Below are 25324 nucleotides of genomic sequence, written 5' to 3' on the forward strand. Positions count from 1 at the left end.
GTTTACCAGCGTGGAATGGTGGTCGTCACATCCGCATTCTGCGCGCGCTGGCGCAGGAAGTGATCCATCAGCACGATCGCCAGCATCGCTTCTGCGATCGGCACCGCGCGGATCCCCACGCACGGATCGTGACGTCCTTTGGTGATCATCTCAACTTCTTCGCCATCGCGGTTAATCGTGTGGCCCGGCACGGTAATGCTGGAGGTTGGCTTCAGCGCGATGTTGGCAATAATCTGCTGCCCGCTGCTGATACCGCCCAGAATGCCGCCCGCGTGGTTGCTCTGGAAGCCCGCCTTCGTGATCTCGTCACGGTTCTGGCTACCGCGCAGGGATACCACGTCAAAACCGTCGCCAATCTCAACGCCCTTCACCGCGTTGATGCTCATCAGCGCGTGGGCGATGTCGGCGTCGAGACGGTCAAATACCGGCTCGCCCCAGCCTGGCGGGACGCCATCGGCCATCACGGTCACTTTCGCCCCGATGGAGTCGCCCTCTTTTTTCAGGCCCCGCATCAGTTCGTCCAGCGCGTCCAGCTTGTCGGCATCGGCACAGAAGAACGGGTTTTGCTCGACCAGATCCCAGTCTTTGATCGCCAGCGGAATGTCGCCCATCTGGGTCAGACAGCCGCGGATAACGATGCCAAATTTCTGCTGCAGGTATTTTTTGGCAATGGCACCAGCCGCCACGCGCATCGCGGTTTCACGCGCAGAAGAACGTCCACCGCCGCGATAGTCGCGGAAGCCGTACTTTTGTTCGTAGGTATAGTCGGCATGGCCCGGACGGAACACGTCTTTGATGGTGCCGTAGTCCTGGGAGCGCTGATCGGTGTTTTCAATCAGCAGACCAATGCTGGTGCCTGTAGTGCGTCCTTCAAAGACGCCGGAGAGAATTTTGACCTGGTCCGGCTCGCGACGCTGCGTGGTGTAGCGAGAGGTGCCCGGACGACGACGGTCGAGGTCGTGCTGCAAATCGGCTTCGGTCAGTTCGATGCCTGGCGGTACGCCATCAACGATACAGCCCAGCGCCAGCCCGTGCGACTCGCCAAAGGTGGTCACGCGGAATACCTGTCCAATACTGTTTCCTGCCATCACGGCTCCGATGTTGTTGTTTGTGTTTGAGCGTTGTGAAACGGGCCGAAGCCCGCTGGATTAATCTTTATAGATGCTGAAGTGTTCGCGCGCGTCGAGCAGCTGCGCTTTGGTCAGCATAAAGACGCCGTCACCGCCGTTGTCGAACTCAAGCCAGGTGAACGGCACATCCGGGTACTGCTCTATCAGATGTACCATGCTGTTGCCCACTTCACAAATCAGAACGCCGTCGTCGGTCAGATAATCCGGCGCGCAGGCCAGAATGCGGCGGGTCAGCTTCAGGCCGTCAGATCCTGACGCCAGACCCAGCTCCGGCTCGTGACGGTATTCGTTCGGCAGATCGGACATGTCTTCCGCATCGACGTACGGCGGGTTAGTGACGATCAGATCGTACTGCAGCGTCGGCAGATCGCGGAACAGATCGGAGCGAATTGGCGTGACGTGATGGATCAGGCCGTGCTCTTCAATGTTGTGCTCGGTCACGGCCAGCGCGTCGGTGGAGATATCGACGGCATCGACCTCCGCTTCCGGGAAGGCGTAAGCGCAGGCAATCGCGATACAGCCGCTGCCGGTACACATATCCAGAATGTGCTGCGGCTGATGGCCGATCAGGCCTTCAAAGTGATTGTTAATCAGCTCACCAATCGGCGAGCGCGGCACCAGCACGCGTTCATCGACATAGAACTCGTGACCGCAGAACCAGGCTTTGTTGGTCAGGTAGGCGACCGGGATGCGTTCGTTGACGCGACGGATCACGCGCTCAACGATGCGGTGTTTTTCGCTGGAGGTCAGGCGCGCGGTGCGCATGTCTTCCGGAATATCCAGCGGCAGATAGAGTGACGGCAGCACCAGCTGTACGGCCTCATCCCACGGGTTGTCGGTACCGTGTCCGTACCAGATATTGGCGGCGCTGAAGCGGCTAACCGACCAGCGCAACATGTCCTGTATGGTATGCAGCTCGTTTACTGCTTCATCGACAAATATTTTATCCACTCTTTCCTCCAGGGCATGCTCGCATAATTTTCGGCGGCTAGTTTGCCATGAAGACGGCGATAAATCAGCAATGACGCGTACCGCTTGAGGTTAAAAAATGCGTTTAGTCGGGTACACTATCGGAAATACGAGATGAGAATGACGAATGAAAAAGAAAACATCGCTCAGCGAGGAGGATCAGGCGCTCTTCCGCCAGCTAATGACCGGGACGCGGAAAATCGCGCAGGACACGATTGTTCATCGCCCGCAGCGTAAAAAAATCAGCGAAGTCCCGGTGAAACGGCTGCTGCAGGAGCAGGCGGATAACAGCCACTATTTTTCAGATGAATTTCAGCCGCTGCTCAATACGCAAGGTGCTGTGAAGTACGTGCGCGAAGACGTCAGCCATTTTGAACTGAAAAAGTTACGTCGCGGAGATTATTCACCGGAGCTGTTTCTCGATCTGCACGGTTTAACGCAGATGCAGGCAAAACAGGAGCTGGGGGCATTGATCGCCGCCTGTCGCCGCGAACATGTTTTTTGCGCCTGCGTGATGCACGGCCACGGTAAGCATATCCTCAAGCAGCAGACGCCGCTGTGGCTGGCTCAGCATCCACACGTGATGGCGTTTCATCAGGCACCCAAAGAGTACGGCGGAGATGCCGCATTGCTGGTGTTGATTGAAGTGGAAGAGTGGCAGCCGCCAGAATTACCCTGACAGGACGGCGGGAGGCCTGTTTTGCGCCCCCGCACAATCACACGTCACGTCAGATGGCTTTTGCCATCCTCAGGTTGCACGGACTCATTTGCCAGTTAAAGACACCTTTACCCGTTTCGTCCAGAGACACATTGGCAATGGCGGATGTCGTGAACATCGGCGGAGTCTCGCCCGGGCACAGCTCAGATACCAGATAGCCAACCAGTGGCAGGTGGGAAATGACCAGCGCGGACGCAACACCTTCATTGCACAGCGCCTGAAGATAGGCACTGACAAGGCCTACATCGCCACAGGGGGTGAGTTCAGGAAGAACATCCACGCTGGCAGGCAGGTTCATACACTCCCCTACCACCTCCAGCGTCTGTTCAGCACGCAGGAACGGACTCACCAGAACACGTTCGATGTCCACTTTTTGACCTTTAAGCCAGGTCGCCATCTGACGAGATTCGTCGCAGCCACACACGGTCAAAGGACGTACTGAGTCACTGGCGGCATCGAGTGCCGCGTCGCCGTGACGCATGATAAAAACTTGCATATTGCACCGCTTTTGTTAACCAGAATCACCGGCGTTAACTACCCGCGATAAATGCTGAGAGGTAGAAAACCCGATGGCCGGGCATTGTGCCTGATCCATTCGGTGAATGAAACGCTGTTTTTTACCTCAATGGCGTAAGTATAGTCAATCTCTGTTTACAAAATCGCCAGAACAGGTTCATTCACCTCAGGATTTACCCTTCTTTGACCTCAGCTTACGAGGACAGTTTCCCTTGCAGGCCAAAATGTCTGGCCCCGTTCCGCCATCTGCAATAATTCGTCACACGGTGTAAAGCGTGGACCATATTGCGAAGCCAGACGTTGCAGGATAGCAACCACTTCACCCGCGCCGAGCGTATCCATGTAACGGAACGGGCCGCCAAGGAACGGCGGGAAACCAATGCCAAATACCGCGCCGATGTCGCCATCGCGCGCGCTTTTGATTACCTGCTCACCAAAGCAGCGCGCCGCTTCATTGAGCATCATCATCACGCAGCGTTCAGCGCACTGAACGGCGGACAGTTTTCCCTGACCGGTGGTCGAAATAAGCCCATAAACCGAAGGGTCGACCTGTTTCTTGCTTTTACGCCCTTTCGCGCCGTAAAGATAGAAACCGCGTTCATTTTTTCTGCCTTTGCGATCGTCCTTCAAAATTGCAGAAACAATGTTTGCAGGCGGGCTAAAACGATCGCCATAAGCCGCCTCTAGTACAGGTATAATTTTAGTGCCGGTGTCTATTCCCACCTCATCCAAAAGTTGGATTGGGCCCACGGGGAACCCAAATTTTACCAGCGCCTCGTCGACGTGCTCGATCTTCTCGCCTTCCGTCAGCAGCCGCATGGCTTCATTAATATACGGCGCCAGAATGCGGTTGACGTAGAAGCCGGCTTTGTCTGCGACCACGATCGGCGTTTTACCCTGCTTCTTCGCAAGTTTGACTACCGTGGCGATGGTTTGCGGACTGGTGGTGGCATGTGGAATAACTTCCACCAGCGGCATTTTTTCTACCGGGCTAAAGAAGTGCAGTCCGATCACCTGCTCCGGACGCGCGGCTTTCGCCGCGATATCGCCAATCGGTAATGACGACGTGTTGGAGGCAAAAATGGTATGCGGGGCGCAATGCTGCTCAACGTCTGCCACCATCTGCTGCTTAAGCGCCAGATCCTCAAACACGGCTTCAATCACCAGATCGCGGTGCGCAAAACCGCTGTAATCCGTTGTACCGGAGATCATCGCCAGGGTTTTATCACGCTCGCTTGCCTTGATATGGCGGCGCCTGACCTTTTGATCAAGGTTCTGCCAGCTGTACTGCAGCGCGTGGTTGATTCCCTTAGGATTAATGTCTTTGATGCGTACAGGCAATTTGCCTTTGCTTGCGGTAACAAAAGCGATACCGCCGCCCATAAGCCCCCCACCCAGCACGCCAATGGCACGCAGCGGCGCAGGCGATGCCTCGCTTCCCGGGTCTTTTTTCACCTCAGTGCTGGCGAAGAATATGCTGCGCAGCGCCTGTGACTGCGGCGTCATCGCCAGTTCGCCAAAGGCTTTGGCCTCCGCGGCATAGCCGCTGCTGCTGCCCTGCGACAGCCCGGTTTCGATCACGTCCAGGATCCGCTTTGCCGCCGGGTAATTGCCTTTGGTCTTTTGTTCGGTCTTTTTGCCCACCATGTTGAACAGGAGCGTTCTGCCCAGCGGGCCGGCCAGCACGCGCTCGCGAACCGGCAGAGGACGTCTTGCCTGACGCCCTTTCAGCGCAAGCTCAACGGCGGCCTCCAGCAAAATGGACTGCGGCACGACGTCATCGACCAGACCGGCTTTCAGCGCCTGACGGGCACGCAGCTGTTTACCGGTTAAGATCATCTCCAGCGCCGTGCTGACGCCCACCAGGCGCGGCAGACGTTGCGTTCCGCCGGAGCCAGGCAGCAGCCCCAGCTGCACTTCCGGCAGGCCCAGAATGGTTTTCGGATCGTCGGTACATATACGGCTATGGCAGGCCAGCGCCAGCTCCAGCCCACCGCCCAGACACGCCCCGTGGATCGCGGCGATAACCGGGATCGGCAGGCTGTTGATCTCCGCCATCACCTGCTGGCCCTGACGCGCCAGCTCTTCGGCCTCCAGCGCGCTTTGCGCCCGGGCGATCATGTTAATATCCGCCCCGGCTATAAAGTTGTCGGGTTTGGCAGAGATAAACACCAGACCGCGAATGGCTTTGTTGTCGCGGATCTGCTTTAGCATCGCGCGCACCTGAACGCCAAATTCGGCCTTCAGGGTATTCATCTTTTCATCAGGCACATCAATAGTGATAACGGCCACGTTATCGAGGCGAACCGTCAGATTAAATGCAGATGGCATATCCATTATTCAGCCTCCAGAACCATTGCTGCGCCAAGGCCGCCCGCCGCACAGGCGGTTACAAGGCCAAACCCGCCGCCACGGCGACGGAGTTCATGTAATGTTTGCGTGATCATTCGCGCGCCGGTGGCGGCAAACGGATGACCGTAGGCGATAGAGCCGCCCAGCACGTTGAATTTACTCTGATCCACTTCGCCTGTGGCATGGGCGCGGCCCAGCACATCACGTGCGAAACGCTCGCTTGCCAGCAGCTGGACGTTTGCCAGGGTTTGCGCGGCAAACGCTTCGTGCATATCAATCAGGGTTAAATCAGCCAGCGTCAGCCCCGCGCGATCCAGCGCCAGCGGCGTGGACCACGCCGGACCTAACAGCATGTCCTGCCAGACGTCAATGGCGGTGAAGGCATAGCTGCGTAAATAGCCCAGGGGAGTAATGCCCAGCTCCTTCGCACGGGATTCCGTCATCAGGATCACGGCGGCAGCCCCGTCCGTCAGCGGCGTACTGTTTGCCGCCGTCACGGTGCCGTGCTTGCGGTCAAACGCCGGGCGCAGTTTGGCGTAATCCGCCAGCGTTGAGGTGCCGCGAATATTGTTATCTTCCGCAAGCGGTTCGCGATAGGGCGGAATGTAGGCGGTCATGACCTCGTCGGTCAGCTTGCCTTCCGACCAGGCTTTTGCCGCAAGCTGATGCGAGCGATGCGCCAGCGCATCCTGCTGTTCACGGGTAATGCCGTAGGTTTTCGCCATCTGCTCGGCGGTATCGCCCATGCGCAGGCCAGTGGAATATTCCGCTACGGCAGGGGGAACAGGCATCAGATCGCGCAGACGTAAACGCGAGAAGAGTTTGAGCTTCTGACCCGTCGTGCGGGCTTTGTTGGCATCGACCAGGATACGCGCCAGCTTTTTACTGACCCCAATCGGCAGTACCGAAGAGGAGTCCGCTCCACCCGCTATCCCGGCGCGAATGGTACCCGCCATCAGACTTTCGGCGACGTTCGCCACGGCCTGGAAACTGGTTGCGCAGGCGCGGCTGACGCTGTAGGCGTCGGTATGAACATTCATCCCGGTACCGAGGACGATTTCCCGCGCGATGTTGGGGGCTTCAGGCATCTGCACGACCTGGCCAAAAACCAGCTGTTCGATGACCTCAGGCGGAATTTCGCTGCGAGCCAGCATCTCCCCCACTACCATTTTCCCCAGGTCGACGGCTGGTATGCCATGGAACGCCGTTGCCTGACGCGCAAATGGCGTGCGCAATCCACTGACTATGGCAATGCGATCGCCCTGACGGGTAATAAGCGGTAATGCCTGACTCATAACACTCCCCTGTAAAAAAATTTTCGCAAACGCAAAGTGGTCTGACCTGATAACAGTCTTAACCATTTTTTTACATTCAGCCAATCGGGGAAACGAAAAAATGCGAGCTAAAACACAGAGAAGAAAAAGAAAATGCCCCTGCATGGTAGGGGCATTTGTGCAGTATGTTGCCGGGTGGCGGCGTTGCCTTACCCAGCCTACACGATCGTAGGCCCGTGCAAGCGAAGCGCCGCCGGGCAAAAAGGATTAACGCAGACCCAGCTGGAAAATCAGCGTTTCTGCTTCGCAGGCGAAAACAAAGTCGATGTCCAGCTTCACGCCGCCTTCCACTTCGGTAAAGGTCGACTTGATTTCACACGGATCGGATTCAACATCACGCGCACGCTTGCTCAGCGCGGCCAGGGTCTCTTCCGCTTCGGCGCGGTTGGTGAACACACGGCTGTAAGACGCGGTGCAATCGGTGTTGTCCATGATGGTCCCAACATCCATACAGCAGCAAACCGGGGTTTCATCAGCACTGCATTTACTCATAGCTCAATTTCCTCTGTATTCGCGCAGCGCGCGAGATAAACACGATGCTGCTATTTTACGCCCCGGCTCGGGCTCTCTCCAGCCGTTAATGGCGCAAAATCGGATAAGTGACCAATATCACACTAAAAAATGATCTAAAACAAAAACCACCCTTTTGGGTGAGTCGCGATGGTCACAATTTTGCCAACCAGATCTCGTTTCACGAAACATGTTTGAAAATATTAATAAACAAACTTGCAACATTCAGGCTGGTCGGACCTATACTCTGGCCACTGGTCTGATTTGTCTGTCATACCTCAGACCCTACACTTCGCGCTCCTGTTACGGTATGTAACAATTATTGAATAAAAATAACTCAATGAGGTTATGGTCATGAGCCAGAAAACCCTGTTCAACAAGACTGCGCTGGCAGTCGCAGTGGCACTCGTCTCCACTTCCGCATGGTCAGCGGGCTTTCAGTTAAACGAATTTTCTTCCTCTGGCCTTGGCCGCGCGTATTCGGGGGAAGGTGCGATTGCGGATGATGCGGGTAACGCGAGTCGTAACCCTGCATTGATCATGATGTTTGATCGTCCGACCTTCTCTGCTGGTGCGGTTTATATCGATCCTGATGTCAATATTTCAGGCAAGTCGCCTTTCACTGGTGCGAGCCTTAAAGCGGATAATATTGCCCCAACAGCATGGGTCCCTAACCTGCACTTCGTTGCACCTATCAATGAACAGTTTGGCTGGGGAGCATCCGTAACCTCTAACTACGGCCTTGCTACCGAGTTCAATAGCAACTATCCGGCTGGTGAATACGGCGGTAAAACAGACCTTACTACGCTGAACCTGAACCTGAGCGGTGCTTATCGCCTGAACGATAACTGGAGCTTTGGTCTGGGCTTTGATGCCGTCTACGCCGATGCCAAAATTGAACGTTACTCCGGAGAGCAAACTGCTCGCCTGCCAAAAAACAGCAATAAAATTGCCAGTCTTGAAGGTGATGAGTGGGGCTATGGCTGGAACGCCGGTATCCTGTACGAGCTGGACAAAAACAACCGTTGGGGTCTGACCTATCGTTCCGAAGTGAAAATTGACTTCGACGGCGATTACAAGAGCGGCATCCTGAAGCCGGTGAACAACCTGGTTCCTGGTGCGGGTACCACCATTCCTTGGGGAACGTCAAACCAGACCGTTCCAGGTTCACTGTCACTGCATTTGCCAGAAATGTGGGAAGTGTCCGGTTACAACCGCGTTGCACCTCAATGGGCGATCCACTATAGCCTGGCCTATACCAGCTGGAGCCAGTTCCAGGAGCTGAAAGCGACCGGAACCAATGGTCAAACGCTGTTCTATAAGGACGAAAGCTTCCACGACGCCTATCGTATTGCGTTGGGTACCACCTACTACTACGATAAAAACTGGACTTTCCGCTCCGGTATCGCATTTGACGACAGCCCGGTTCCGGCAGACAAGCGTTCTATTTCCATTCCGGATCAGGACCGCTTCTGGTTAAGTGCTGGCGCGACATATGCGTTCAACGAGAATGCATCCATCGATGCGGGCGTTTCTTATATGCACGGTCAGAAAGTCACGTTCCAGGAAGGCCCTTACGAGTTTACCTCTGAAGGTAAAGCCTGGCTGTTCGGTACGAACTTCAACTACGCGTTCTAATCGTACTGGAATCAAAAAAGGTGAGCATTGCTCACCTTTTTTATTTACTCGGAATCGATATCTTTTAGTTCGTTTTCAATAGCCTTCGCGTTTGGATTTTCTTCCGGCTTCAGCTTACCGCCGTTGGCAATAAAGTCATGATTCTGGAAGTACGCTTCACGCACCATAATGTACGGGTCAGAAGACTGGCGCAGCAGACCGTCAGAGTCGAGCAGTTGCGCACGGGTTTCAATCCCTTCCACCGTCCATTTACCTACCGACAGCGGCCAGGTCAGCCACGACAGAACCGGATACAGCGTATCGACCATATCACCGCCATCATCACGCACGGTGAAGCTGCCATAGAACGGCAGATGAACGTAAGGGCCGTAGCCGACGCCATAATGCCCCAGCGTACTACCAAAACGGTGCGGCTGTTCACGCTGCAGTTTCGGGTTCGCCATGCCAGCGACGTCAATAAAGCCGCCCATCCCCAGAATGGAGTTCAGGAAGAAGCGGGTAAAGTGCACCATCCCCTGATACGGGTCGCCCTGCAGGAAGTAGTTCACCATTACCGCAGGCTCTTCGAGGTTACTGGTAAAGTTACTTAACCCGTTACGCGCGGGTTGTGGAACATAATCGCGCCATGCCACTGCCACCGGGCGAACCACATACGGGTCCAGCACGTTGTAGTTGAAGCTATACATGGAGCGGTTAAATCCTTCGAGAGGATCGGAGCGTCCCGTTTGCTCCCCGGAGCTGGCGCAGCCCACAAGCATCGTCGCGCCCAGCGCAAGCGCCGACAGCCGAAGTTTCATAAATATCTCCCTGTTCAGTATGGCTATCGTTGATTGCCATCCGTAACGGAGCCGTTGACGCTCCGTCTGTAAACGTGCAAGCGATTGTAACAGCACGTTTACCGATGTCTATGAGCACAATTACGGGCAGTAACCACCGTGACTCTGATCTCAGCATAGCCTGGCTTTTGGAATTCGTTTCGCTGGCAATTTTATAATGTCTTTGAAAGAGATGTATCACCTTTGTTGTCATTGCCGCCAATTTAAGAGCATCCCCACAGGCATCCCGACAAAAGCCGCTACGCTTAACAGAAAGATCAACCTCCGGGAGCAGATATGAAAGAAGTGGGCGAAGAAAAAATTGGCGAGAGCAATGAGGAAATTGAAATTGAAAGCGAGGAGAAAGCGCGCGGCGAGAAAATAGAAATTGATGAAGATCGCCTGCCTTCCCGCGCGATGGCCATCCACGAGCATATCCGCCAGGACGGTGAAAAAGAGATGGAGCGCGATGCCATGGCCCTCTTCTGGTCAGCTATCGCCGCTGGGCTCTCAATGGGCGCATCTCTGCTCGCCAAAGGGATATTTCATGTTCAGCTGGAAGGCGTACCCGGCGGATTTTTACTCGAGAATCTCGGCTATACCTTCGGCTTTGTGATTGTCATTATGGCCCGCCAGCAGCTGTTTACCGAGAACACGGTGACCGCCGTTCTGCCGGTAATGCAAAACCCTACCCTCGGCAACTTCGGTTTATTGATGCGTCTGTGGAGCGTCGTCCTGCTGGGTAATATCATCGGCACAGGCATCGCGGCTTGGGCGTTTGAATACATGCCGATCTTTGATGAACCCACCCGGGACGCGTTTGTAAAAATCGGCATGGATGTGATGAAAAACACGCCAGTGGAGATGTTCTCGAATGCCATCATCTCCGGGTGGATCATCGCCACAATGGTCTGGATGTTTCCTTCTGCAGGAAGTGCCAAAATTGTGGTGATTATATTGATGACCTGGCTGATTGCGCTGGCTGATACCACGCATATCGTGGTCGGTACCGTTGAAATACTGTATCTGGTCTTTAACGGTACGCTTCACTGGAGCGATTTTTTCTGGCCGTTCGCCCTACCGACGCTGGCGGGTAACATCTGCGGCGGAACGTTTATCTTCGCGCTGTTAAGTCATGCCCAAATCCGTAACGACATGTCGAACAAACGCAAAGCTGAGCTTAAGGCGCGGGAAAATGATGATAAATCGACAAAAAAATCGTCCTGAATGGTGACTCTTTGAGCAGTCAGGCGGCGATGCGCTTAACGCATAGTGTAAATAAGGCTATACTCGTGCCGCCTCGTCCCCTTAGTTAAATGGATATAACGAGCCCCTCCTAAGGGCTAGTTGCAGGTTCGATTCCTGCAGGGGACACTTTGACCTCCACGCGTTGTTGAACACATTCGCCTGTCCACCCCAGAATTCACTGCGAAGAAGAATCCCGTTTTATTTGAGCGTAACGCGTTGCCAGCTGTTTAAGACGCAACTCCAGCTGGGTCTTTTCGGCTTCAGGAAGCACACCTCCTGTTGGATGCTGTGACAGGCGTCTGAGTTGTTCTTCAGCCGGTATTGTTTGGTTAAATGACTGTATAGCCGAAAAAACCACCGATTTAAGCTCACTCACCGTGATATATTTTCCCTTTTGCTCATCCAGATTACTCAGCCGGTGGCTCAGTTGCTGAAGCTTCATCATTCCCTGATACCAGCTGTTCATGGCCTCAGCAGGCAACACTGCCGCGTTAAATTTTTGCTGCCACTGCACGGCAAGCGGCTTTGCCTCCTCCGGCCGCACCGTCTGGAGTTGCGCTAACAGCTGAAGGCTGTAGGAAATATTCCAGTCAGGGGGCAGCTTATCCAGTCGGGCAAGCTGCTGCTGCGTTTCTCTAATAAACGTGGACGGTAAAGTGCCTCGCTGTGCTAACGCCTCTTGCTGAGCAGGTGTAAGCGCTTCAGGTAACGGCGCCAGCGAGGCAACAGCCTGAGTCGTTAAGGGATCGGGTCTGGACAGAAAGCCCCCTCCCCATGCCGCGGCGACGCAGACCACCAGCATAGAACACATCCCGGCGACAAAGGGCTTCCATGGTCTGACCGACCCGTGCGCTGTCGTAAGCCCCTCTGCATCAGGCTGATTTTCCGGCTGCACAATATAGACCCATTTCACGTCGTCAACCGGCTCTGCCCTTTCCTGAGGTATTTCGCAACCGGGCATCATGCGTGCATTCAGATCTGATGCGTCATTACTGCTTTCCAGCCGTTCAGCATTCGAACGTATCATTGTTCGTAACGTATCGAACTGGCTTAGGTGTTTCAGTTCAAGGCGCTGGAGCACCGAACTCAGCCGGGTAAGCAACGCTTCAGCACTGTAAAGCTCACTTAGATGGCTGTTGTTGAGTGGAAGCATACGCATGCGCTGCTGCAGGCGCTGGCTCAGGCCGGTAAGGATTTCCAGACGAGTATGTAGCGTCTTCGGCCAGAAAACGTCCCACTGATGGCTAATCAGGGCCTCCAGAATCGCCAGCCCTTCGTTCAGGCCAGCCAATCCAGACAGGTGAGTCCGGGCAAGGGTGTACCAGGCCGCAGTCTGCAACTCCACACCGTTTTGTTCAAACAGAGAGAGACAGCGTTTTTCGACATATTGCCAGTTTACATCCGGGCGAGCAGGATGCGTCAGCTTGCTGAGTTCATCGCGGAGAGCAGCGTAATCTGGCAGCGTGCGCGGGTCGCCGCCGGTTTTAATTTTACGTGGGATGATATCATTCATGACCATATATCCATTTGATGTGGCTTGAACCAGACGAAATTAACGTTTATGCGGCTTCGCTTTCTGCGTATTCGAGACTCTGCAGATACTGTAGCGCCACCGGGTCAGCAATATATTCAACCTGCCCGTGGTGACGCTCCACCTCATCGATAATTCGACTAATCTCTACCCGGAAAAACTCCTTGCGCAGATTAATTCGGTTAATCCGGTAGCGTTCCAGATGGTCATGTAACGTCTTTTCAAGCGCAGGGGCGTCATCGCAGGAAATCATGGCATGGACGTCAAAATCAAACGGCACGGCTGCTCCGCTCAGTTCTTTCACGCGCTCCATAGGCTCCAGTCGTCGGGTCATACCGATTTTAAATACGTTTTCACCGAAGGAGCCAATATTCGAAATCACATATACGTGTCCCTGCTTCGTGAGCTGGGCCATGGATTTGGCGCGTTCATACTGTTGATGCACGTCCTGGATTTTCTGCTCCAGCTCCAGACGCTGTCTTTCCAGCTCTTCCCGGTGCGCACCTTCAGCGGCGAGCAGAGCGTCTTCCAGTAAACGCTGATGCTCAGCAAGGCGTTGCTCCTCCTCTTCCGCTTCGCGCTGCTGCTGCTCCAGTTCATCCTGACGCTGTTTCTCTTCCCGCATCTGACGCTTGAGCTCAGCCTGATATTCTTTTTCTTCCTGCGCTTTTTCCAGCAGAGCTACCTTATTCAGAAACTGCTGTTTTACGCCTTCCCAGTCGGCATTATCTTCCAGTTCCAGAAAGGTAATTTTCTCGCTTATAGCAGTATAAGCGTCTCTCTCTTTTCTGAGCTGGTCGTACTTGCTTTGCCAGTTATTTACCGTGGTGCCGGAAAGCAGAGTTTTGACTTTGAATTTATACGCGGAGTCCACAATACGCTGTAGTGCCCGGGAGGCTTTATTTCTGGCATTGTGAAAGTCATCCCACTGACCGGAAAGCTCTTTCTTTTCCTGATACAGGCCACGAGCCACTTCAGTACTAACCGTTTCGTCAAAGGCTTTCGCTTTCTGGGCCAGGTCCGACATGGCCAGCTCGAGTTCTGCTGTTTTCTTCCGGAAACCCCGGTAAATGAAAACCCGGATTATCAACGCAACGGCTATCAGTAAACCAAAGAACAGACCGATGATTCCGGCCGGATTCGACACAGATTCAATAAATCGCTCATTAATATTGATTAATGCTCTTACCGCAACATAAATACCCCAGACAACGACGCCAATAATAACCAGAATAATACCCGCAGCATTGTCATCTTTTTTTCTTCGTGCCATATTTTATTTCTTTCCTTTCTTCTTTTAATCCTGACTATTTAATCTTTACAACGGGCAGGGAATCTTTGCCATATCCGATTAATACTGATTCCCTGAACAAATCGGTAAATGGGTATATCCGGGCTTACTGGCCATATAGAGGGGCGCGCATGTGGGCTGTCGGGGTTGGGTACTGACCGGTTCGTCGTTCTCTTCAACACGTTGCGGGTCCTGCTTTTTCGCCGTTGTCACTTTTTTCGTCTTAGCTTTGCGGGTGGAAGTGGACGGTCTTACCGGATTGCTGGTTTCTGAAGAACCATACCCGGAACAGAATCGTTTTGACTGACTCAGACTCCCGTCATTACAGATAAAGCGTCCATCCGATGTGCAGTGCGCTATACCACCCTTTGAACCGGAACAGGGCTGCCTTCCACGCGCAGCATCAGCCTGTGCTGTAAAAAAAATCCCTGAAACCAGAAGGAAGATTAATTTTCTCATTTCCATATCCGTAATTTATTTCGTAATTTTGTGGCTATGTTCTCCGTCAGCTATTAACTGTTTCGCCAGGTAATTATGCAATGACTGGCAGGCAAAAAAATATATAGCTATTGCTCATTCCGGTTGCACTATGGAAGGAGCACCAGAATCAAACCAAAAAAAGTGCTCTCATCAAAACCCTGCCCTGGGCGGGATAAAACACCAGGCGGAATAAAGGTCCAGTTGTTCACCATTCCTGACCGCATGAATAAACGTCCCAGTGAAGTCGTATGTCTCCCATCATGGAAGGTCGCCTCCACGCACCCGGTCACACCCTGACCATAAAGGAACGCCGGCACAAATTTTACAGACCGGTCGTCGATACGCAGAACGAGGGCGGTAATCTCAAAAGTCCCGTTCTTCACCAGCAGATCCGTAACGGATGTACTGTACGCTTCCACGCTTAGTCCGGTACTTTCGAGCCACACGTCCATCTGCTCCTTAAGTTGCGTCATTCGCAGGCAAAACTCAGCTATATCGGCCTGACTCTTACTGACAGATGAAGCCGGAGCAGACTGTCTGGTCTGCAATTTATCAAGAAACTGTGATTTTACTGACATGATGCTCTCTGGCCTTACAGATGGGTTGCAGTGTCGATATACTGCTGTTGCTTAAGATGGCGTAACATTACTCGTCCCTCCGGCATAAACTCAGTGCCATAGCGCACCAGACCAACACCGCTAAGTTCTGCATCTATGGCGTAGCGCAGCTCACCCGGTATTTCCTGATCAAGCAGTACGACATCAATGGATTTCAGACGGGGCTCATATTTCAACAAGACCGCAGACAGCGTCGACATTAGCTTATGTGCGGTGCCGGGAAGCCCTTGTAGGATGGTGGTCATATCCGGCAGACCGTAGTCCGGCAAATGCGCCAGTGTGCCTGCACGGCAGTTAAGGATCCGCTGCATATTATCCAGCACCGACAGGATGACCTGATTTTCTTCACTGATATGCTGGAGATCGAGATCGCCAACAAAATTACCGTAAAGCATCTCGCATAATGAGGGAGAATTGCGCGGCATGATCAATTTCCCTCATCAGGAGCTATGTCAAACACGCTGCCGCCATCATCCCTTTCCAGCAATGACCAACTGGCCCTGTGCTTCTGGCCATGCTTATCTTCAAACTCCGGCATAATCTCTCCGGCGCGAGTTTGGACGTATTGCGTTGTCCCGTTAACAATGGTGGCCCATCGACCGTCGAACGGGGATTTTTCACCACTCCAGCAGTTGATCCTGACCGGCTCCCAAGACTTACCCTCATCTTCTTTATCCAGCGCTGCACTGGCTTCATCGAAGCGTCTGTACCACTTCATTGTGGATTCTTTCTCAAACTGGAAGTTTTCATGTTCAGAGTAGAAATGCAGAGAGCGTGTTCCATCAAAGCGAACAGGCTTAATTATTTGGTTTATTTTCACCAGTAAGGGCGGTAAGTCTTCTGTTTGCGTCTCTCCCAGGCCAGGCGGTATCGATCCAGCCTTGAGAATCAGGCCCCCATCATATGGCAGCAGTTCAATCTCTGGAGTGTTCTTCAGTCGATGAACCAGTTTCTCTTCACCGCCAAGTTTTTCCAGCCAGGGATTGCCCAGAATAGTGTACCAACAAGCCCCTTTCAGGCTGATTGCAGCCCCGGATCCTTCAAGTGTGCCGATAGAATCCACCATCACGCCCGGAAAGCGCTGTGCAAGTTTGTATTCGTAAGGGAACATCCTGTGAAATTCGTAAGGCAGCACAAACGACAGGCCGGCATAACCACTCTCAACGGCAAATGATTCACACAACCACATTAGCCAGGCCTGATAATGGTTTTTCCCATCAGGCTCTTTCAGCAGAGAGAAAGGAAAAGTTAACTTGATGACAGAACGATCATTATCATTATGGAAAATTCGTGTATTCATCACCAGGATACTGTAGTCCGGCGCTTCGTAGTCCTTCTCCGCACTCCCCATGTACCAAGAAGCGGTTTCTTCTTCAGTTAAGTCTAAGAGTTGTTGCCTTTTTTTCTGATAGTTATTTTCCGTGATCCCAACCCATTTGCTACCAGACACTGTCTTTTTCAGGTTCGATTTAAATTCGGTGTAAAAGCGATCAACACACTCCACCATCTTACGGCGGACTTCTGGCGTATGACCCTCTTTAAAAAATACGGTAATTATCAGCCCAAGGTTTACCGCCTGGCTGCCATCCTTGTACTTCACGGACGCTTCCGGTAGCCACTGCTCAATATAATTTAGTTCCATTCCCAATAGTTCCTTTACCAATATTAATCTTCAATAGTAAACACACTCCCTCCGTCATCCCTCTCCAGCAGTGACCAACGAGCCGGGTGCTTCTGACCATGCTTATCTTCATACTGCGGCATAATCTGCCCAACGCGGGTTTGGGTGTACTGCGTCGCCCCGTTAACAATGGAGGCCCATCGACCGTCAAACGGTGATGTTTCGCCACTCCAGCAGGTGATCCTGACCGGCTCCCAGGACTGACCTTCATCGTCTTTATCCAGCGCAGCACTGGCTTCATCGAAGCGTCTGTACCACTTCATTGTGGATTCTTTATCAAACTGGAAGTTTTCATGTTCAGAGTAGAAATGTAGAGAGCGTGAACCGTTAAATCGTACAGGCTTAATTATCTGATTTACTTTCACCAGTAAGGGCGGTAATGCTTCAGTTTGTGTCTCACCCAGACCAGGCGGTAGTGCTCCAGCCTTGAGAATAAGGCCTCCATCATACGGCAGCAGTTCAATCTCTGGTGTGTTCTTCAGTCGATGAGCCAGTTTCTCTTCACCGCCAAGTTTTTCCAGCCAGGGATTGCCCAGGATAGTGAACCAACAAGCCCCTTTCAGGCTGATTGCAGCCCCGGAGCCTTCAAGGGTGCCAATAGAATCCACCATCACGCCGGGAAAGCGCTGAGCCAGTTTATATTCATAAGGGAACATCCGGTGAAATTCGTAAGGAAGAACAAATGACAGACCAGCATAACCACTTTCAACGGCAAAAGTATTACACAGCCACATTAACCAGGACTGGTAACGCTCTTTACCATCCGATTCTTTTAACATCGTTAGCGGGAATGTCAGTTTGATAACAGAACGATTACTGTCATTATGGAATATCCTTTTCCCCATAATGATAATTTCATAGTCAGGGGCATGATAGTCTTTCTCTGAACTCCCCAAATACCATGAGAAAATCTCTTCTGGCGTTGCATCCAGAATTTCTTGCCTTTTTTTCTGGTAGTTATTTCCCGTAATTCCTGTCCATTTTTTTCTATATACCGTTTTCTTCAGATAAGATTTAAATTGATCATAAAAACGATCCACACACTCCACCATCTTCTGGCGCACTTCTGGTGTATGACCATCCTTAAAAAAAACGGTAATTATCAGGCCAAGATTTACTGCCTGACTGCCGTCCTTGTACTTCACCGACGCTTCTGGCAACCATTTTTCAATATAATTCATTTCTAAATCATTCAGTTCCATAATCTTTCCTTATTGGGTTGCCAGCGCACCGACGGTTCCGGCTCCCAGAACCGCTGCCAGCGCTTCCCAGGCAGTTATCGCCAGACGAATAATCAACAAAAACGCGGCCAGAAAAACTTCCGGGACACCTAACGTCAACACCAACGCCCCCACACCTACGGTGACAAGCACCACGCCAACGGTGACAGCAACATCCGTCAGTACCTGTACCCAGTCGACCTGTTTCAACATATCCAGCGTCATATCGGTGGCTTGCTGGATTTTAAGCCACGCAGCCCGAAGCTGTTCATCCGTCCATGAAGCCGCTGCGCGTCCCGTCTGACTGACCCAGCGCCATGCCTGATGCCCCTGGGAGTATACCCATTCTCCGCTGTCGTTTAGCCAGCCCGCAGCCTGGCCGAGCTTTTGCTGCATCTCTTCTGAGAGTGCATGCCAGCCGGCTGCGATATTGTTGACAGCCCCCTCACTGAGGTCAGCCACGGATTTCCTAGCATACGTCCAGGGCTCAATTTTCGCCGGCACCGGAATTGCCGGTGGGCGTGGGGTGAAAATGGGTGGGTACAGGAACAGCGGCCAGTATTTCGCCCCGCTGGTCTTCCAGGCTTTCATCGTCACATTGACCACCTGATCGCTCCACTGCTGCTCCTCGGGCCGACAATCGTGGATCTCCAGAATGGTCATGCGTTCCTCGTTACCATATCCCCCAACAATTATCATGTAATCTTCGTACTGTTCTTGGTCAAGTTTGTCCCCCGGAAACTTTACTTCCACCAGTCGCTCCAGATTATCAGCATGCATCTGGCCTTCCGCATCCGTCCCAGCAAGCCCCGGCCAGCGATCATTCATGTTTTTTACAATAATGACATCCGGACGACGGTAAATCCCCTTACCCGGTACCGGGAAGGGGTTGGTGGTGTGCCGCCTGCCAGCACCTTCACTCAGTAACGTGCTGCTGAGAAACGGGCGTGGCGGAGTGGTGCGCATATCAAACGAAACTTCGGCTTTGTACCACCACCGGTAATCGCGCTTGATTTCATCGATTCGGATAAGCCCGCTGAGCATCAATTGTTTGAGGCTCATCCGGTAACTTTTACCGTTGCGACGAATTTCCGCCGACAACCGTGGAAAACGCATCGCGTACTCTACTTTGATATGCAGATACTGGCGGTTGTTGGTTGTCGGTAAGCGCGTCTGTTTCTCGATCATCTCAACGCCGGTAGTCGTACAGTCCCACGGCTGATTATTGGTCCCGGTGGGAATGTCAACGCCCGGGGTATCGGGTAAATCGGGCAGTTCCATTACGCATCCTCCCTGTATTCGGTTGTCAGTTGCTGTTGGTCGCCATCACCGATAAACCACATAGACTCTTCCGGCTGCGGCTTGTCCGGTACGATATGCAGGTCTACGGCTTCCTGCTCACGGGTATATATCACTACGGTCCGGCCTTCTGCATCACTGAATCCGCTCGCTTCCTGCCCGGAAGGGGTCTTCAGGTGATAGGGTCTTCCTGCAAGGAGCCTGCCCTTCTCATCCTGCAACTGATAAACAGCAGAATAGGCATGTGAAATGCCCATCTCAGGGAAAACAAGTGGCTGGCTGCTCCCACCTTCTGTATCCAGTCGTCTGGCCTTGCGGATGTAAGTCCCCGCCGTCTCGTACTTGATTTGCCCCTGCTCGATGAGGAGGGAGCTCCCGCCCCCCACCAGACGTATTCGCTTCTTCCCGGCCAGCAGAATCTCTCTGGCAGAGATAAGGGTCAGTTTCTGCTCCGCGCTCAGGTGCATCACGCCGTTCTGCGCCTGAAACTGTACCGGCCCCTGAGCCGAAATCAGGCTCAGCTTGCCGTGTTGAGCAAACATTCCCACGCTGTCGCCCGCCAGTCCGGCGATATGCCCCTGGGTCCCGACACTGATATCACCACCGGCATTCAGGGCAATATTGTCAGTGGCCGCCAGCTGCAGATGCTCTGCGCTGGTAAAAGCCATCCCCTCGGGTGCTGAAAAGTGAAGCATCTCATTGAGAGTTTTCAGCCGTGTGGCGAACATTGCCTGCTGGCTGGCGATATCAGCTTCGAGGGCTTTCGCCTGTCGGGTGGCTGTGGCCAGTCCCTCGATTTGCGTCCGGACGGTCTCAATCTCTCTGAGAGCCACGTCCATATCCAGCACATCGCCTTCGCCGTGCACTTTGCCATCAGCGGTGACCAGCAACCCCTTCGCCACACGTATAACCCCGAACTCATCGGTGCGCAGCTCAAAGCCGGTTCCCCGTGGTTCGTTCCCTGCGTCAACGATATGGCCCTGATTCAGCGCCGTAGCCCCGAACGGGGTACTGAGCGCAATATGCTCGCTCTGGCGCAGGTCTTCCATTCGCAGTTCGTTCTGACCTGCGGTGCGCAGGATGTTCTGGCTGCGGTTGTCCCGGGTGACCACGTCCGGATGTTCAGAATCATGGAACGCATGGGCGATATACGGGCGGTCCGGGTCGCCGCCATCAAAGGCAATCCCCACTTCGGTGCCGTCAGTCAGCGGCGTGTGCCAGCCGTACGTTTCCCCGGCGTACGGTTTGGCCTGGCGTATCCACAGGTAGTTATAACCGGGCTCTGCGTCTTCACGGCTGAAGTCCAGCTTCACCCGGTAACGCCCCGTTTCGTCCAGATGGGCATACGGTGCGTTCTTCTCATCGCTCTCGACGCGGGCCGTCAGGGTCCCGGCAATCAGCGGACGTGGTACAGGCTCGGGTCTGAAGCAAAACTGCTCGCTGTAGGGCATGCCCCACACGGAAACGTGCAGACGGGTGTCCCGGGCCGCGGAGAACGTGGTCAGCGTAATGACCATCCCCTCTTTCAGGTCCGGCACATCACTGTCGCCGGTCTCCAGCACCATCCCCGGCGTCAGGTGGCTGGCGTTACTGAACAGGTGCAGGCGAATGGCATTATTGAGGGCGTGTTCATGATTAATGCGGGCGTAAAACGCCCCGCTTTCGGTTTCCGGCTCAGAGGTGGTGTTATCGCCCGCTTCACGATAAGGGGCAAGATAGCGGTAATGTTCGCCGGTAGTGGCCGCCTCGTTTCTGACGCTGACCAGTGCATCCATCGGCGTACCGGCCGTACGGTAGTTGTAATCCCGGGTGGACACCCTGCCGGTGATAGTGTTGTGCCATACCCGCGCATCCCACACCGCCTCAACCGCGCCGTCATACAGCGCTGATGGCTCCCGGTACGGCAGCTGAACATTAAACTGATACTGCAGTTGGCTGTCGGCAAAGGTTACGGTGTCCAGCCCGGTAGCGGTGTTCACTCCGGTACGGAACCAGATACCGACCTCAGCAAGGATCCGCTGCATAAACTGCAGGTCCGTTTCCCGCCACTGGGTGATCAGTTCGCGGACCGGGTAAGTCCGTTCCAGCCGGAATTCAAAATCTGCTCCTTCCAGCCCGTGGCTGCGCAGGACCTGCGCCACCAGTTCCGGTACCGAAACATTCTGCCAGACCGCGCAGCGGCGGGTATGGGCAAGCAGTGCCAGGCGCGATGAAAGCGTTACGGCGAAATGCGTCTGGTCCACGGTTTCGTTGAGGACCTCAAAGCCGGTAATGATACCCTGCACGACTCTGCCACTGAGCATGCTGAGGGTGGCATACTTCAGCATCGCATCCTGACGGCTGATGCCTTTCTGCGGCGTGGTGAACTCAATGCGCCATTTGAACGGTGCATTCAGCGCTTCCCGACCGTGGAGGTTCAGCACATCCGGCTTCAGGATGCTGTCGTTTATCTCAAAGCGGTAGCGGGTCTGCCCGTCAAACAGCGCCAGCCAGTTATCGAGGGTGGTGTCCATGGGTTTACTCCTTCACCGGAACCAGGGTCAGCCCGGTGCTGTTGAGCTGGATGGTGCGCGGCTTGTCCGGGTCGAGGTCGTCGCGGCTCAGTACCAGCTTCCAGGTGTTGTTTTTGATATCCGGCCGATTAAACAGCCCCACCACCGCCACAAATTTCGCCTCTTCGTTCATCGGCATATTGAGCGTCACGCTGCCTTTGGGCATCACCAGCAGAGACTTGCTGGCGACAATGTCCTCTTTAAGGGTGTTATCCGCATCGCGCAGCAGTTTCTGGTATTCGGCCGCATCCACCTTCTGGCGGTCCCGGAGCTGGTAAACCTGCACCATGGTGGCAAGCGGCGCCTGGCTTTCATCTGCGTTGATGGCCGCACGCGGCTCAAAGTCCAGGCGCAGCACCTTTATTTTTTTGTAGAAAATGGCTCTGGTTGCGCTGACAGTGCCGTCCGACACGGCCTGAGTCAGGCCACATGCGGTCAAAAGGGAACAGAGCAGCATCAGTGCGGCGCTGCGCAACAGGGAAGCGAAAGTCATTCGTGGAGTCCTTTTCAGCGTTCAGAAACAGGGGCGTGTTGAATGTGTCTGGTATTGGGTATTGCATTCTGGAATATCAGTCGAAGCGATAGCCGCCGGGCTCGGCCGGCCGCAGGGTCTCACAGGTCAGGCCTTCACAGGTGCCCAGACTTACGGTGAGGTGCGTACGGGTCGTGGGACGGTCGCGCCTGAGACCCAGTACGCCGGTGCGACCCAACTGAACCCGGCTTGTCTTACCCAGGCGTGGTTCAGGCAGACAGCTTACCGGTACCGTGAGGCGAAGGCGTACATCGGAGCGATAACCCATGTACACCCGTAGCAGCACCATCAGGTCAGTGTGCAGCTGACCGCCGGGCAACCAGCCCTGCGCCTCCTGCGGATTGTCAGTCGCCAGCATCAGGAGGATACGGCTGCAGGCTTCTTTCCCGGTCCTGCCGAGTGTGGCCCGCTGTGACAGCGACACGCGGTTGGCTTTGCCGAGTCCACTGCGGCTCTCCACGGGGACTTTCACCGGGTCCGGGCTGATAACCATGGCCCGGGTCTCCGGGGCCAGCAGGCTCACCAGCTGGCGGATGCCTTCGGCATTTCGGGTTGGCAACCGCATGGTGCCAAGCAGCGCCAGGAAGCGGGAGACCGGCGTGGCAATCTGCTCCGCCGTACCCGGGATGCCAAGACCGACCAGTCCCAGCAGGCACTGAGATGTGTCATCCACGCCGCCGTCTTCGAAGGTGGCCGGGTAAGCGTATTTGCGCCAGATACGATAGTACTGGGTGTGAATACGGTGGCTGAAGATATCGAGAAACGCTGTGGTGGCTTCATACCCCTCCCGGCGCTGCGCAATATCATCGAGGTACGCCGTCGGTAGCGGGGAGTCCACCCCGTACATTCCGAGGAAAGTGGTCCGCACCGTCGGCGACAGGTCCGGGTGGTCCTCATCGGTTTCAACCGCCTTCAGTTCGCTGACCGGGAAGCCCATTCCCGGCCACGGACGAAAACGTACCGGGTCGGCGGACAGTTTCTCGGTACTGCCCAGTTTCGGCGCGTCCGGGTTCTCCTGCTCCAGCAACTGACAGAAGCGGTAGAAATTAACCCGCCAGATGTCGTCGCGAAGCGCTTCTGTCAGCCCGGAACGTGCTGGCTGTGATTCTCTTTCCATCGCAGTCGTTTCCCTGTCGGTTGCAGGACCAGCGTGAGCTGATTAAAAAGGTGGACATCGGCATAAAGGGCAAAGAAGCGATGCAGCATCTCGCCAAACAGCGTGACGTCGCCCTCCCCGGCAAAGTTATCGGCATTAAGGGTGATTTCAATGTCCACCCCGCGCAGCATAAAGCCCTTTTCAAAGCGACGAATAAGCGTGTGCTTCACCGCCACAATCGCCTCCAGGCGACGGCGGTTCATCTCATCATCTGTCCAGTCATAGAGTGCCAGGGTACCGCGCAGCACTTCCGGGTTATCCATCATGCTTAAGAAGCTTGAACCCAGGTGGCTCATCACCCGCCAGTGGAAACGATCGTTTGCCGGTGGATAAAGTGGCAAAGTCGGCACCTTCAGGTTCAGGACCCTGACCGGTACCTTGCCCGCTTTCACCACCCGGTCAAGCAGCGTGCTTTCCAGCGAGCGACGTGGCAACTGACCGTTGGTCCCGGTGATACGGATGGAGAGCGACTCCGGAGCCTGCGACAGTTGTTCCATCTCGAACGAGCGGCCGCCGAGGATAAGCCAGGTGTCATACAGCCCCGAGGGGCCGCGCTTCACGCGGGTGTGGAAGTAACGCTCCGGCGCGTCATGGCGCATCATGCCACCGCGGTGGCGGAAACTGGTGAACGGTACGTACGGATGTTTGCCGTTTTTCACCGCACCGTGGATGGAGTCCACGCTGTAGATTTCCGTATGACCGTCCTGCACGCGCATCGGCCGCAGCAGGTATTCGTTCTGCAGCGGGTCAGGCGTCAGCGGGTCCGCTTCCAGTGAGAACAGGTTGATGACCGGCGCACAGTGCAGGCGGAAGTTGTCGGTCTCAAACGGCATGTCTGACGGCCAGCCGCCGTCGAGCACGATATCGGTCTCAAACCAGGTGGTTTTCTGACTCAGCCCGGCAAGCTCCAGCCCCCTAAGCTCCACGAACATAAACTTCTCGCGGAAGCTGAAATACTCCAGCAGCAGCTGGTAGCCACTGAACGCTGAGTCACCTTTTGGCCACAGCCGGTCGGTATCATCAAAGCCCATGGGTTTACACCAGCCGTCAAAACGTACCCTCTCGGTACGGGTCTCACTGTGGCGGACATACATCGCCTGCACCCGGCGTGTCAGCGCCAGATGCAGGGCCGAGGCCACCGGGCTGTCGGCATCGAGGTATATGGCCACCTTATCAATCCCGGCTTTCGACCAGTCCACCTTATCCGGACACTCAAAGCGCAGCCTGATGGCGGCACGACCGTCCGGCTCGGTCTGCAGGCGGGCCTCATTCAGATGCAACGGCTGCAATGGTACGTCACGGGTGGTGCGATACTGACAGACCGTGTTATCGGGACCGACCGGTCGCGACAGCACGGAAAAGCCGTTCTCAAGCACTTCCATTTTGCGAAGCTGACGCCAGTCCGGCGTGAACACTACCACGGAGAGCGACGGGATCGTGCGCATGTAATGGGGCCACAGCAGGCTCACCAGCCCTTCTGTCAGTTCCGGCAGGTCATCATCAAGCTTTTCACGCAGGCGTCCCATCAGGAAGGCGAAGCCCTCGAACAGGCGCTCTACATACGGGTCACGGGCCCCACTTTTATCCAGGTTGAGCATAGCCGCGCGGTCTGGATGAGCACGGGCAAACTCTTTACCTGCTTCACGCAGGTAGCGCATTTCAGCTTCATAGTAGCGCAGGGTTAAATCATCCATGGACGGACTTCCTGAGTGTAGAAATCAACAAAAAGAAAAGA

Annotated in this window: 21 protein-coding genes and 1 tRNA gene; 4 read left to right on the forward strand and 18 right to left on the reverse strand. The window is 54.5% G+C overall.

Annotated features, from left to right (window positions below; translation table 11 throughout):
* Window positions 1-2: 2 nt before the first annotated feature.
* Both aroC and prmB read right to left on the reverse strand, forming a co-directional pair.
* On the reverse strand, window positions 3-1088 hold the full coding sequence (gene aroC, locus KGP25_RS16735; RefSeq protein WP_223539315.1) for a chorismate synthase: 1086 nt from the start codon (window positions 1086-1088) through the stop codon (window positions 3-5).
* 60 nt (window positions 1089-1148) lie between these two features.
* A complete protein-coding gene (gene prmB, locus KGP25_RS16740; protein ID WP_008502612.1) occupies window positions 1149-2081 on the reverse strand; it encodes a 50S ribosomal protein L3 N(5)-glutamine methyltransferase in 933 nt (310 codons plus the stop codon).
* A gap of 145 nt (window positions 2082-2226) precedes the next feature.
* Between prmB and smrB the strand changes: the two genes are divergently transcribed.
* The gene (gene smrB / locus KGP25_RS16745) at window positions 2227-2778 is read left to right on the forward strand and encodes an endonuclease SmrB (RefSeq protein ID WP_008502613.1); all 552 of its coding nucleotides are present in this window, start codon (window positions 2227-2229) and stop codon (window positions 2776-2778) included.
* Window positions 2779-2827: 49 nt separating this feature from the next.
* Here smrB and sixA read toward each other — a convergent pair whose 3' ends face one another.
* The 4 genes from sixA to KGP25_RS16765 form a co-directional block, all read right to left on the reverse strand.
* Window positions 2828-3313, reverse strand: coding sequence for a phosphohistidine phosphatase SixA (gene sixA, locus KGP25_RS16750; RefSeq protein WP_032623034.1), 486 nt, complete (start codon window positions 3311-3313; stop codon window positions 2828-2830).
* Window positions 3314-3522: 209 nt separating this feature from the next.
* Window positions 3523-5670, reverse strand: coding sequence for a fatty acid oxidation complex subunit alpha FadJ (gene fadJ, locus KGP25_RS16755; RefSeq protein ID WP_223539316.1), 2148 nt, complete (start codon window positions 5668-5670; stop codon window positions 3523-3525).
* Entirely contained in the window at window positions 5670-6980 is a 1311-nt protein-coding gene (gene fadI / locus KGP25_RS16760) for an acetyl-CoA C-acyltransferase FadI (protein WP_021241580.1), read from the reverse strand. Before fadI ends, fadJ begins: the two co-directional genes overlap by 1 nt.
* A 246-nt stretch (window positions 6981-7226) precedes the next feature.
* Window positions 7227-7511: a YfcZ/YiiS family protein gene (locus KGP25_RS16765; protein WP_023336445.1), complete on the reverse strand. Its 285-nt coding sequence runs from the start codon at window positions 7509-7511 to the stop codon at window positions 7227-7229.
* Between the two features lie 372 nt (window positions 7512-7883).
* Here KGP25_RS16765 and fadL point away from each other — a divergent pair, with 372 nt between their 5' ends.
* The gene (fadL, locus tag KGP25_RS16770) at window positions 7884-9167 is read left to right on the forward strand and encodes a long-chain fatty acid transporter FadL (RefSeq protein ID WP_045908748.1); all 1284 of its coding nucleotides are present in this window, start codon (window positions 7884-7886) and stop codon (window positions 9165-9167) included.
* Between the two features lie 44 nt (window positions 9168-9211).
* On the opposite strand, the gene mlaA is transcribed toward fadL, so the two are convergent.
* A complete protein-coding gene (gene mlaA, locus KGP25_RS16775; protein ID WP_023336447.1) occupies window positions 9212-9964 on the reverse strand; it encodes a phospholipid-binding lipoprotein MlaA in 753 nt (250 codons plus the stop codon).
* A 315-nt stretch (window positions 9965-10279) separates the two neighbouring features.
* Between mlaA and KGP25_RS16780 the strand changes: the two genes are divergently transcribed.
* Together KGP25_RS16780 and KGP25_RS16785 are read left to right on the forward strand one after the other, a co-directional pair.
* Window positions 10280-11209, forward strand: coding sequence for a formate/nitrite transporter family protein (locus KGP25_RS16780; protein ID WP_045908749.1), 930 nt, complete (start codon window positions 10280-10282; stop codon window positions 11207-11209).
* A gap of 75 nt (window positions 11210-11284) precedes the next feature.
* Window positions 11285-11356, forward strand: a tRNA-Arg gene (locus tag KGP25_RS16785).
* Between the two features lie 49 nt (window positions 11357-11405).
* Here the strand turns inward: KGP25_RS16785 and KGP25_RS16790 are convergent.
* The 11 genes from KGP25_RS16790 to tssF form a co-directional block, all read right to left on the reverse strand.
* The gene (locus KGP25_RS16790) at window positions 11406-12743 is read right to left on the reverse strand and encodes a VasL domain-containing protein (RefSeq protein ID WP_223539317.1); all 1338 of its coding nucleotides are present in this window, start codon (window positions 12741-12743) and stop codon (window positions 11406-11408) included.
* Between the two features lie 46 nt (window positions 12744-12789).
* Window positions 12790-14034, reverse strand: a complete 1245-nt coding sequence (locus KGP25_RS16795; RefSeq protein ID WP_126534689.1) for a GIY-YIG nuclease family protein — start codon at window positions 14032-14034, stop codon at window positions 12790-12792.
* 605 nt (window positions 14035-14639) lie between these two features.
* A complete protein-coding gene (locus KGP25_RS16800) occupies window positions 14640-15110 on the reverse strand; it encodes a hypothetical protein (RefSeq protein WP_126534691.1) in 471 nt (156 codons plus the stop codon).
* Between the two features lie 14 nt (window positions 15111-15124).
* On the reverse strand, window positions 15125-15574 hold the full coding sequence (gene tssE / locus KGP25_RS16805) for a type VI secretion system baseplate subunit TssE (RefSeq protein ID WP_126534692.1): 450 nt from the start codon (window positions 15572-15574) through the stop codon (window positions 15125-15127).
* A gap of 2 nt (window positions 15575-15576) precedes the next feature.
* On the reverse strand, window positions 15577-16791 hold the full coding sequence (locus KGP25_RS16810; protein ID WP_223539318.1) for a DUF3396 domain-containing protein: 1215 nt from the start codon (window positions 16789-16791) through the stop codon (window positions 15577-15579).
* Between the two features lie 23 nt (window positions 16792-16814).
* Window positions 16815-18032, reverse strand: coding sequence for a DUF3396 domain-containing protein (locus KGP25_RS16815; RefSeq protein ID WP_126534694.1), 1218 nt, complete (start codon window positions 18030-18032; stop codon window positions 16815-16817).
* 9 nt (window positions 18033-18041) lie between these two features.
* On the reverse strand, window positions 18042-19331 hold the full coding sequence (locus tag KGP25_RS16820) for a VRR-NUC domain-containing protein (RefSeq protein ID WP_126534695.1): 1290 nt from the start codon (window positions 19329-19331) through the stop codon (window positions 18042-18044).
* The gene (gene vgrG, locus KGP25_RS16825; RefSeq protein WP_223539319.1) at window positions 19331-21862 is read right to left on the reverse strand and encodes a type VI secretion system Vgr family protein; all 2532 of its coding nucleotides are present in this window, start codon (window positions 21860-21862) and stop codon (window positions 19331-19333) included. Before vgrG ends, KGP25_RS16820 begins: the two co-directional genes overlap by 1 nt.
* 4 nt (window positions 21863-21866) lie before the next feature.
* On the reverse strand, window positions 21867-22394 hold the full coding sequence (gene tssJ / locus KGP25_RS16830) for a type VI secretion system lipoprotein TssJ (protein ID WP_223539320.1): 528 nt from the start codon (window positions 22392-22394) through the stop codon (window positions 21867-21869).
* A 76-nt stretch (window positions 22395-22470) separates the two neighbouring features.
* Window positions 22471-23550 carry a type VI secretion system baseplate subunit TssG gene (gene tssG, locus KGP25_RS16835; protein WP_223539321.1) on the reverse strand — a complete coding sequence of 360 codons (1080 nt, stop codon included), beginning with the start codon at window positions 23548-23550 and terminating at the stop codon, window positions 22471-22473.
* Complete coding sequence (gene tssF, locus KGP25_RS16840) at window positions 23514-25283, reverse strand: type VI secretion system baseplate subunit TssF (protein WP_223539322.1); 1770 nt, start codon at window positions 25281-25283, stop codon at window positions 23514-23516. Before tssF ends, tssG begins: the two co-directional genes overlap by 37 nt.
* Window positions 25284-25324 lie beyond the last annotated feature (41 nt).

It is taken from the genome of Enterobacter sp. JBIWA003 (genome assembly GCF_019968825.1).
GTDB classification, from domain to species: Bacteria; Pseudomonadota; Gammaproteobacteria; order Enterobacterales; family Enterobacteriaceae; genus Enterobacter; species Enterobacter quasiroggenkampii.

Coding starts and splice junctions, on each gene's coding strand:
- KGP25_RS16765 (WP_023336445.1), bottom strand. CDS start 7,511: ATGAGTAAATGCAGTGCTGATGAAACCCCGGTTTGCTGCTGTATGGAT.
- KGP25_RS16790 (WP_223539317.1), bottom strand. CDS start 12,743: ATGAATGATATCATCCCACGTAAAATTAAAACCGGCGGCGACCCGCGC.
- sixA (WP_032623034.1), bottom strand. CDS start 3,313: ATGCAAGTTTTTATCATGCGTCACGGCGACGCGGCACTCGATGCCGCC.
- tssJ (WP_223539320.1), bottom strand. CDS start 22,394: ATGACTTTCGCTTCCCTGTTGCGCAGCGCCGCACTGATGCTGCTCTGT.
- KGP25_RS16780 (WP_045908749.1), top strand. CDS start 10,280: ATGAAAGAAGTGGGCGAAGAAAAAATTGGCGAGAGCAATGAGGAAATT.
- KGP25_RS16820 (WP_126534695.1), bottom strand. CDS start 19,331: ATGGAACTGCCCGATTTACCCGATACCCCGGGCGTTGACATTCCCACC.
- KGP25_RS16815 (WP_126534694.1), bottom strand. CDS start 18,032: ATGGAACTGAATGATTTAGAAATGAATTATATTGAAAAATGGTTGCCA.
- tssF (WP_223539322.1), bottom strand. CDS start 25,283: ATGGATGATTTAACCCTGCGCTACTATGAAGCTGAAATGCGCTACCTG.
- tssE (WP_126534692.1), bottom strand. CDS start 15,574: ATGCCGCGCAATTCTCCCTCATTATGCGAGATGCTTTACGGTAATTTT.
- tssG (WP_223539321.1), bottom strand. CDS start 23,550: ATGGAAAGAGAATCACAGCCAGCACGTTCCGGGCTGACAGAAGCGCTT.
- mlaA (WP_023336447.1), bottom strand. CDS start 9,964: ATGAAACTTCGGCTGTCGGCGCTTGCGCTGGGCGCGACGATGCTTGTG.
- fadL (WP_045908748.1), top strand. CDS start 7,884: ATGAGCCAGAAAACCCTGTTCAACAAGACTGCGCTGGCAGTCGCAGTG.
- KGP25_RS16800 (WP_126534691.1), bottom strand. CDS start 15,110: ATGTCAGTAAAATCACAGTTTCTTGATAAATTGCAGACCAGACAGTCT.
- KGP25_RS16810 (WP_223539318.1), bottom strand. CDS start 16,791: ATGGAACTAAATTATATTGAGCAGTGGCTACCGGAAGCGTCCGTGAAG.
- KGP25_RS16795 (WP_126534689.1), bottom strand. CDS start 14,034: ATGGCACGAAGAAAAAAAGATGACAATGCTGCGGGTATTATTCTGGTT.
- fadJ (WP_223539316.1), bottom strand. CDS start 5,670: ATGGATATGCCATCTGCATTTAATCTGACGGTTCGCCTCGATAACGTG.
- vgrG (WP_223539319.1), bottom strand. CDS start 21,862: ATGGACACCACCCTCGATAACTGGCTGGCGCTGTTTGACGGGCAGACC.
- aroC (WP_223539315.1), bottom strand. CDS start 1,088: ATGGCAGGAAACAGTATTGGACAGGTATTCCGCGTGACCACCTTTGGC.
- fadI (WP_021241580.1), bottom strand. CDS start 6,980: ATGAGTCAGGCATTACCGCTTATTACCCGTCAGGGCGATCGCATTGCC.
- smrB (WP_008502613.1), top strand. CDS start 2,227: ATGAAAAAGAAAACATCGCTCAGCGAGGAGGATCAGGCGCTCTTCCGC.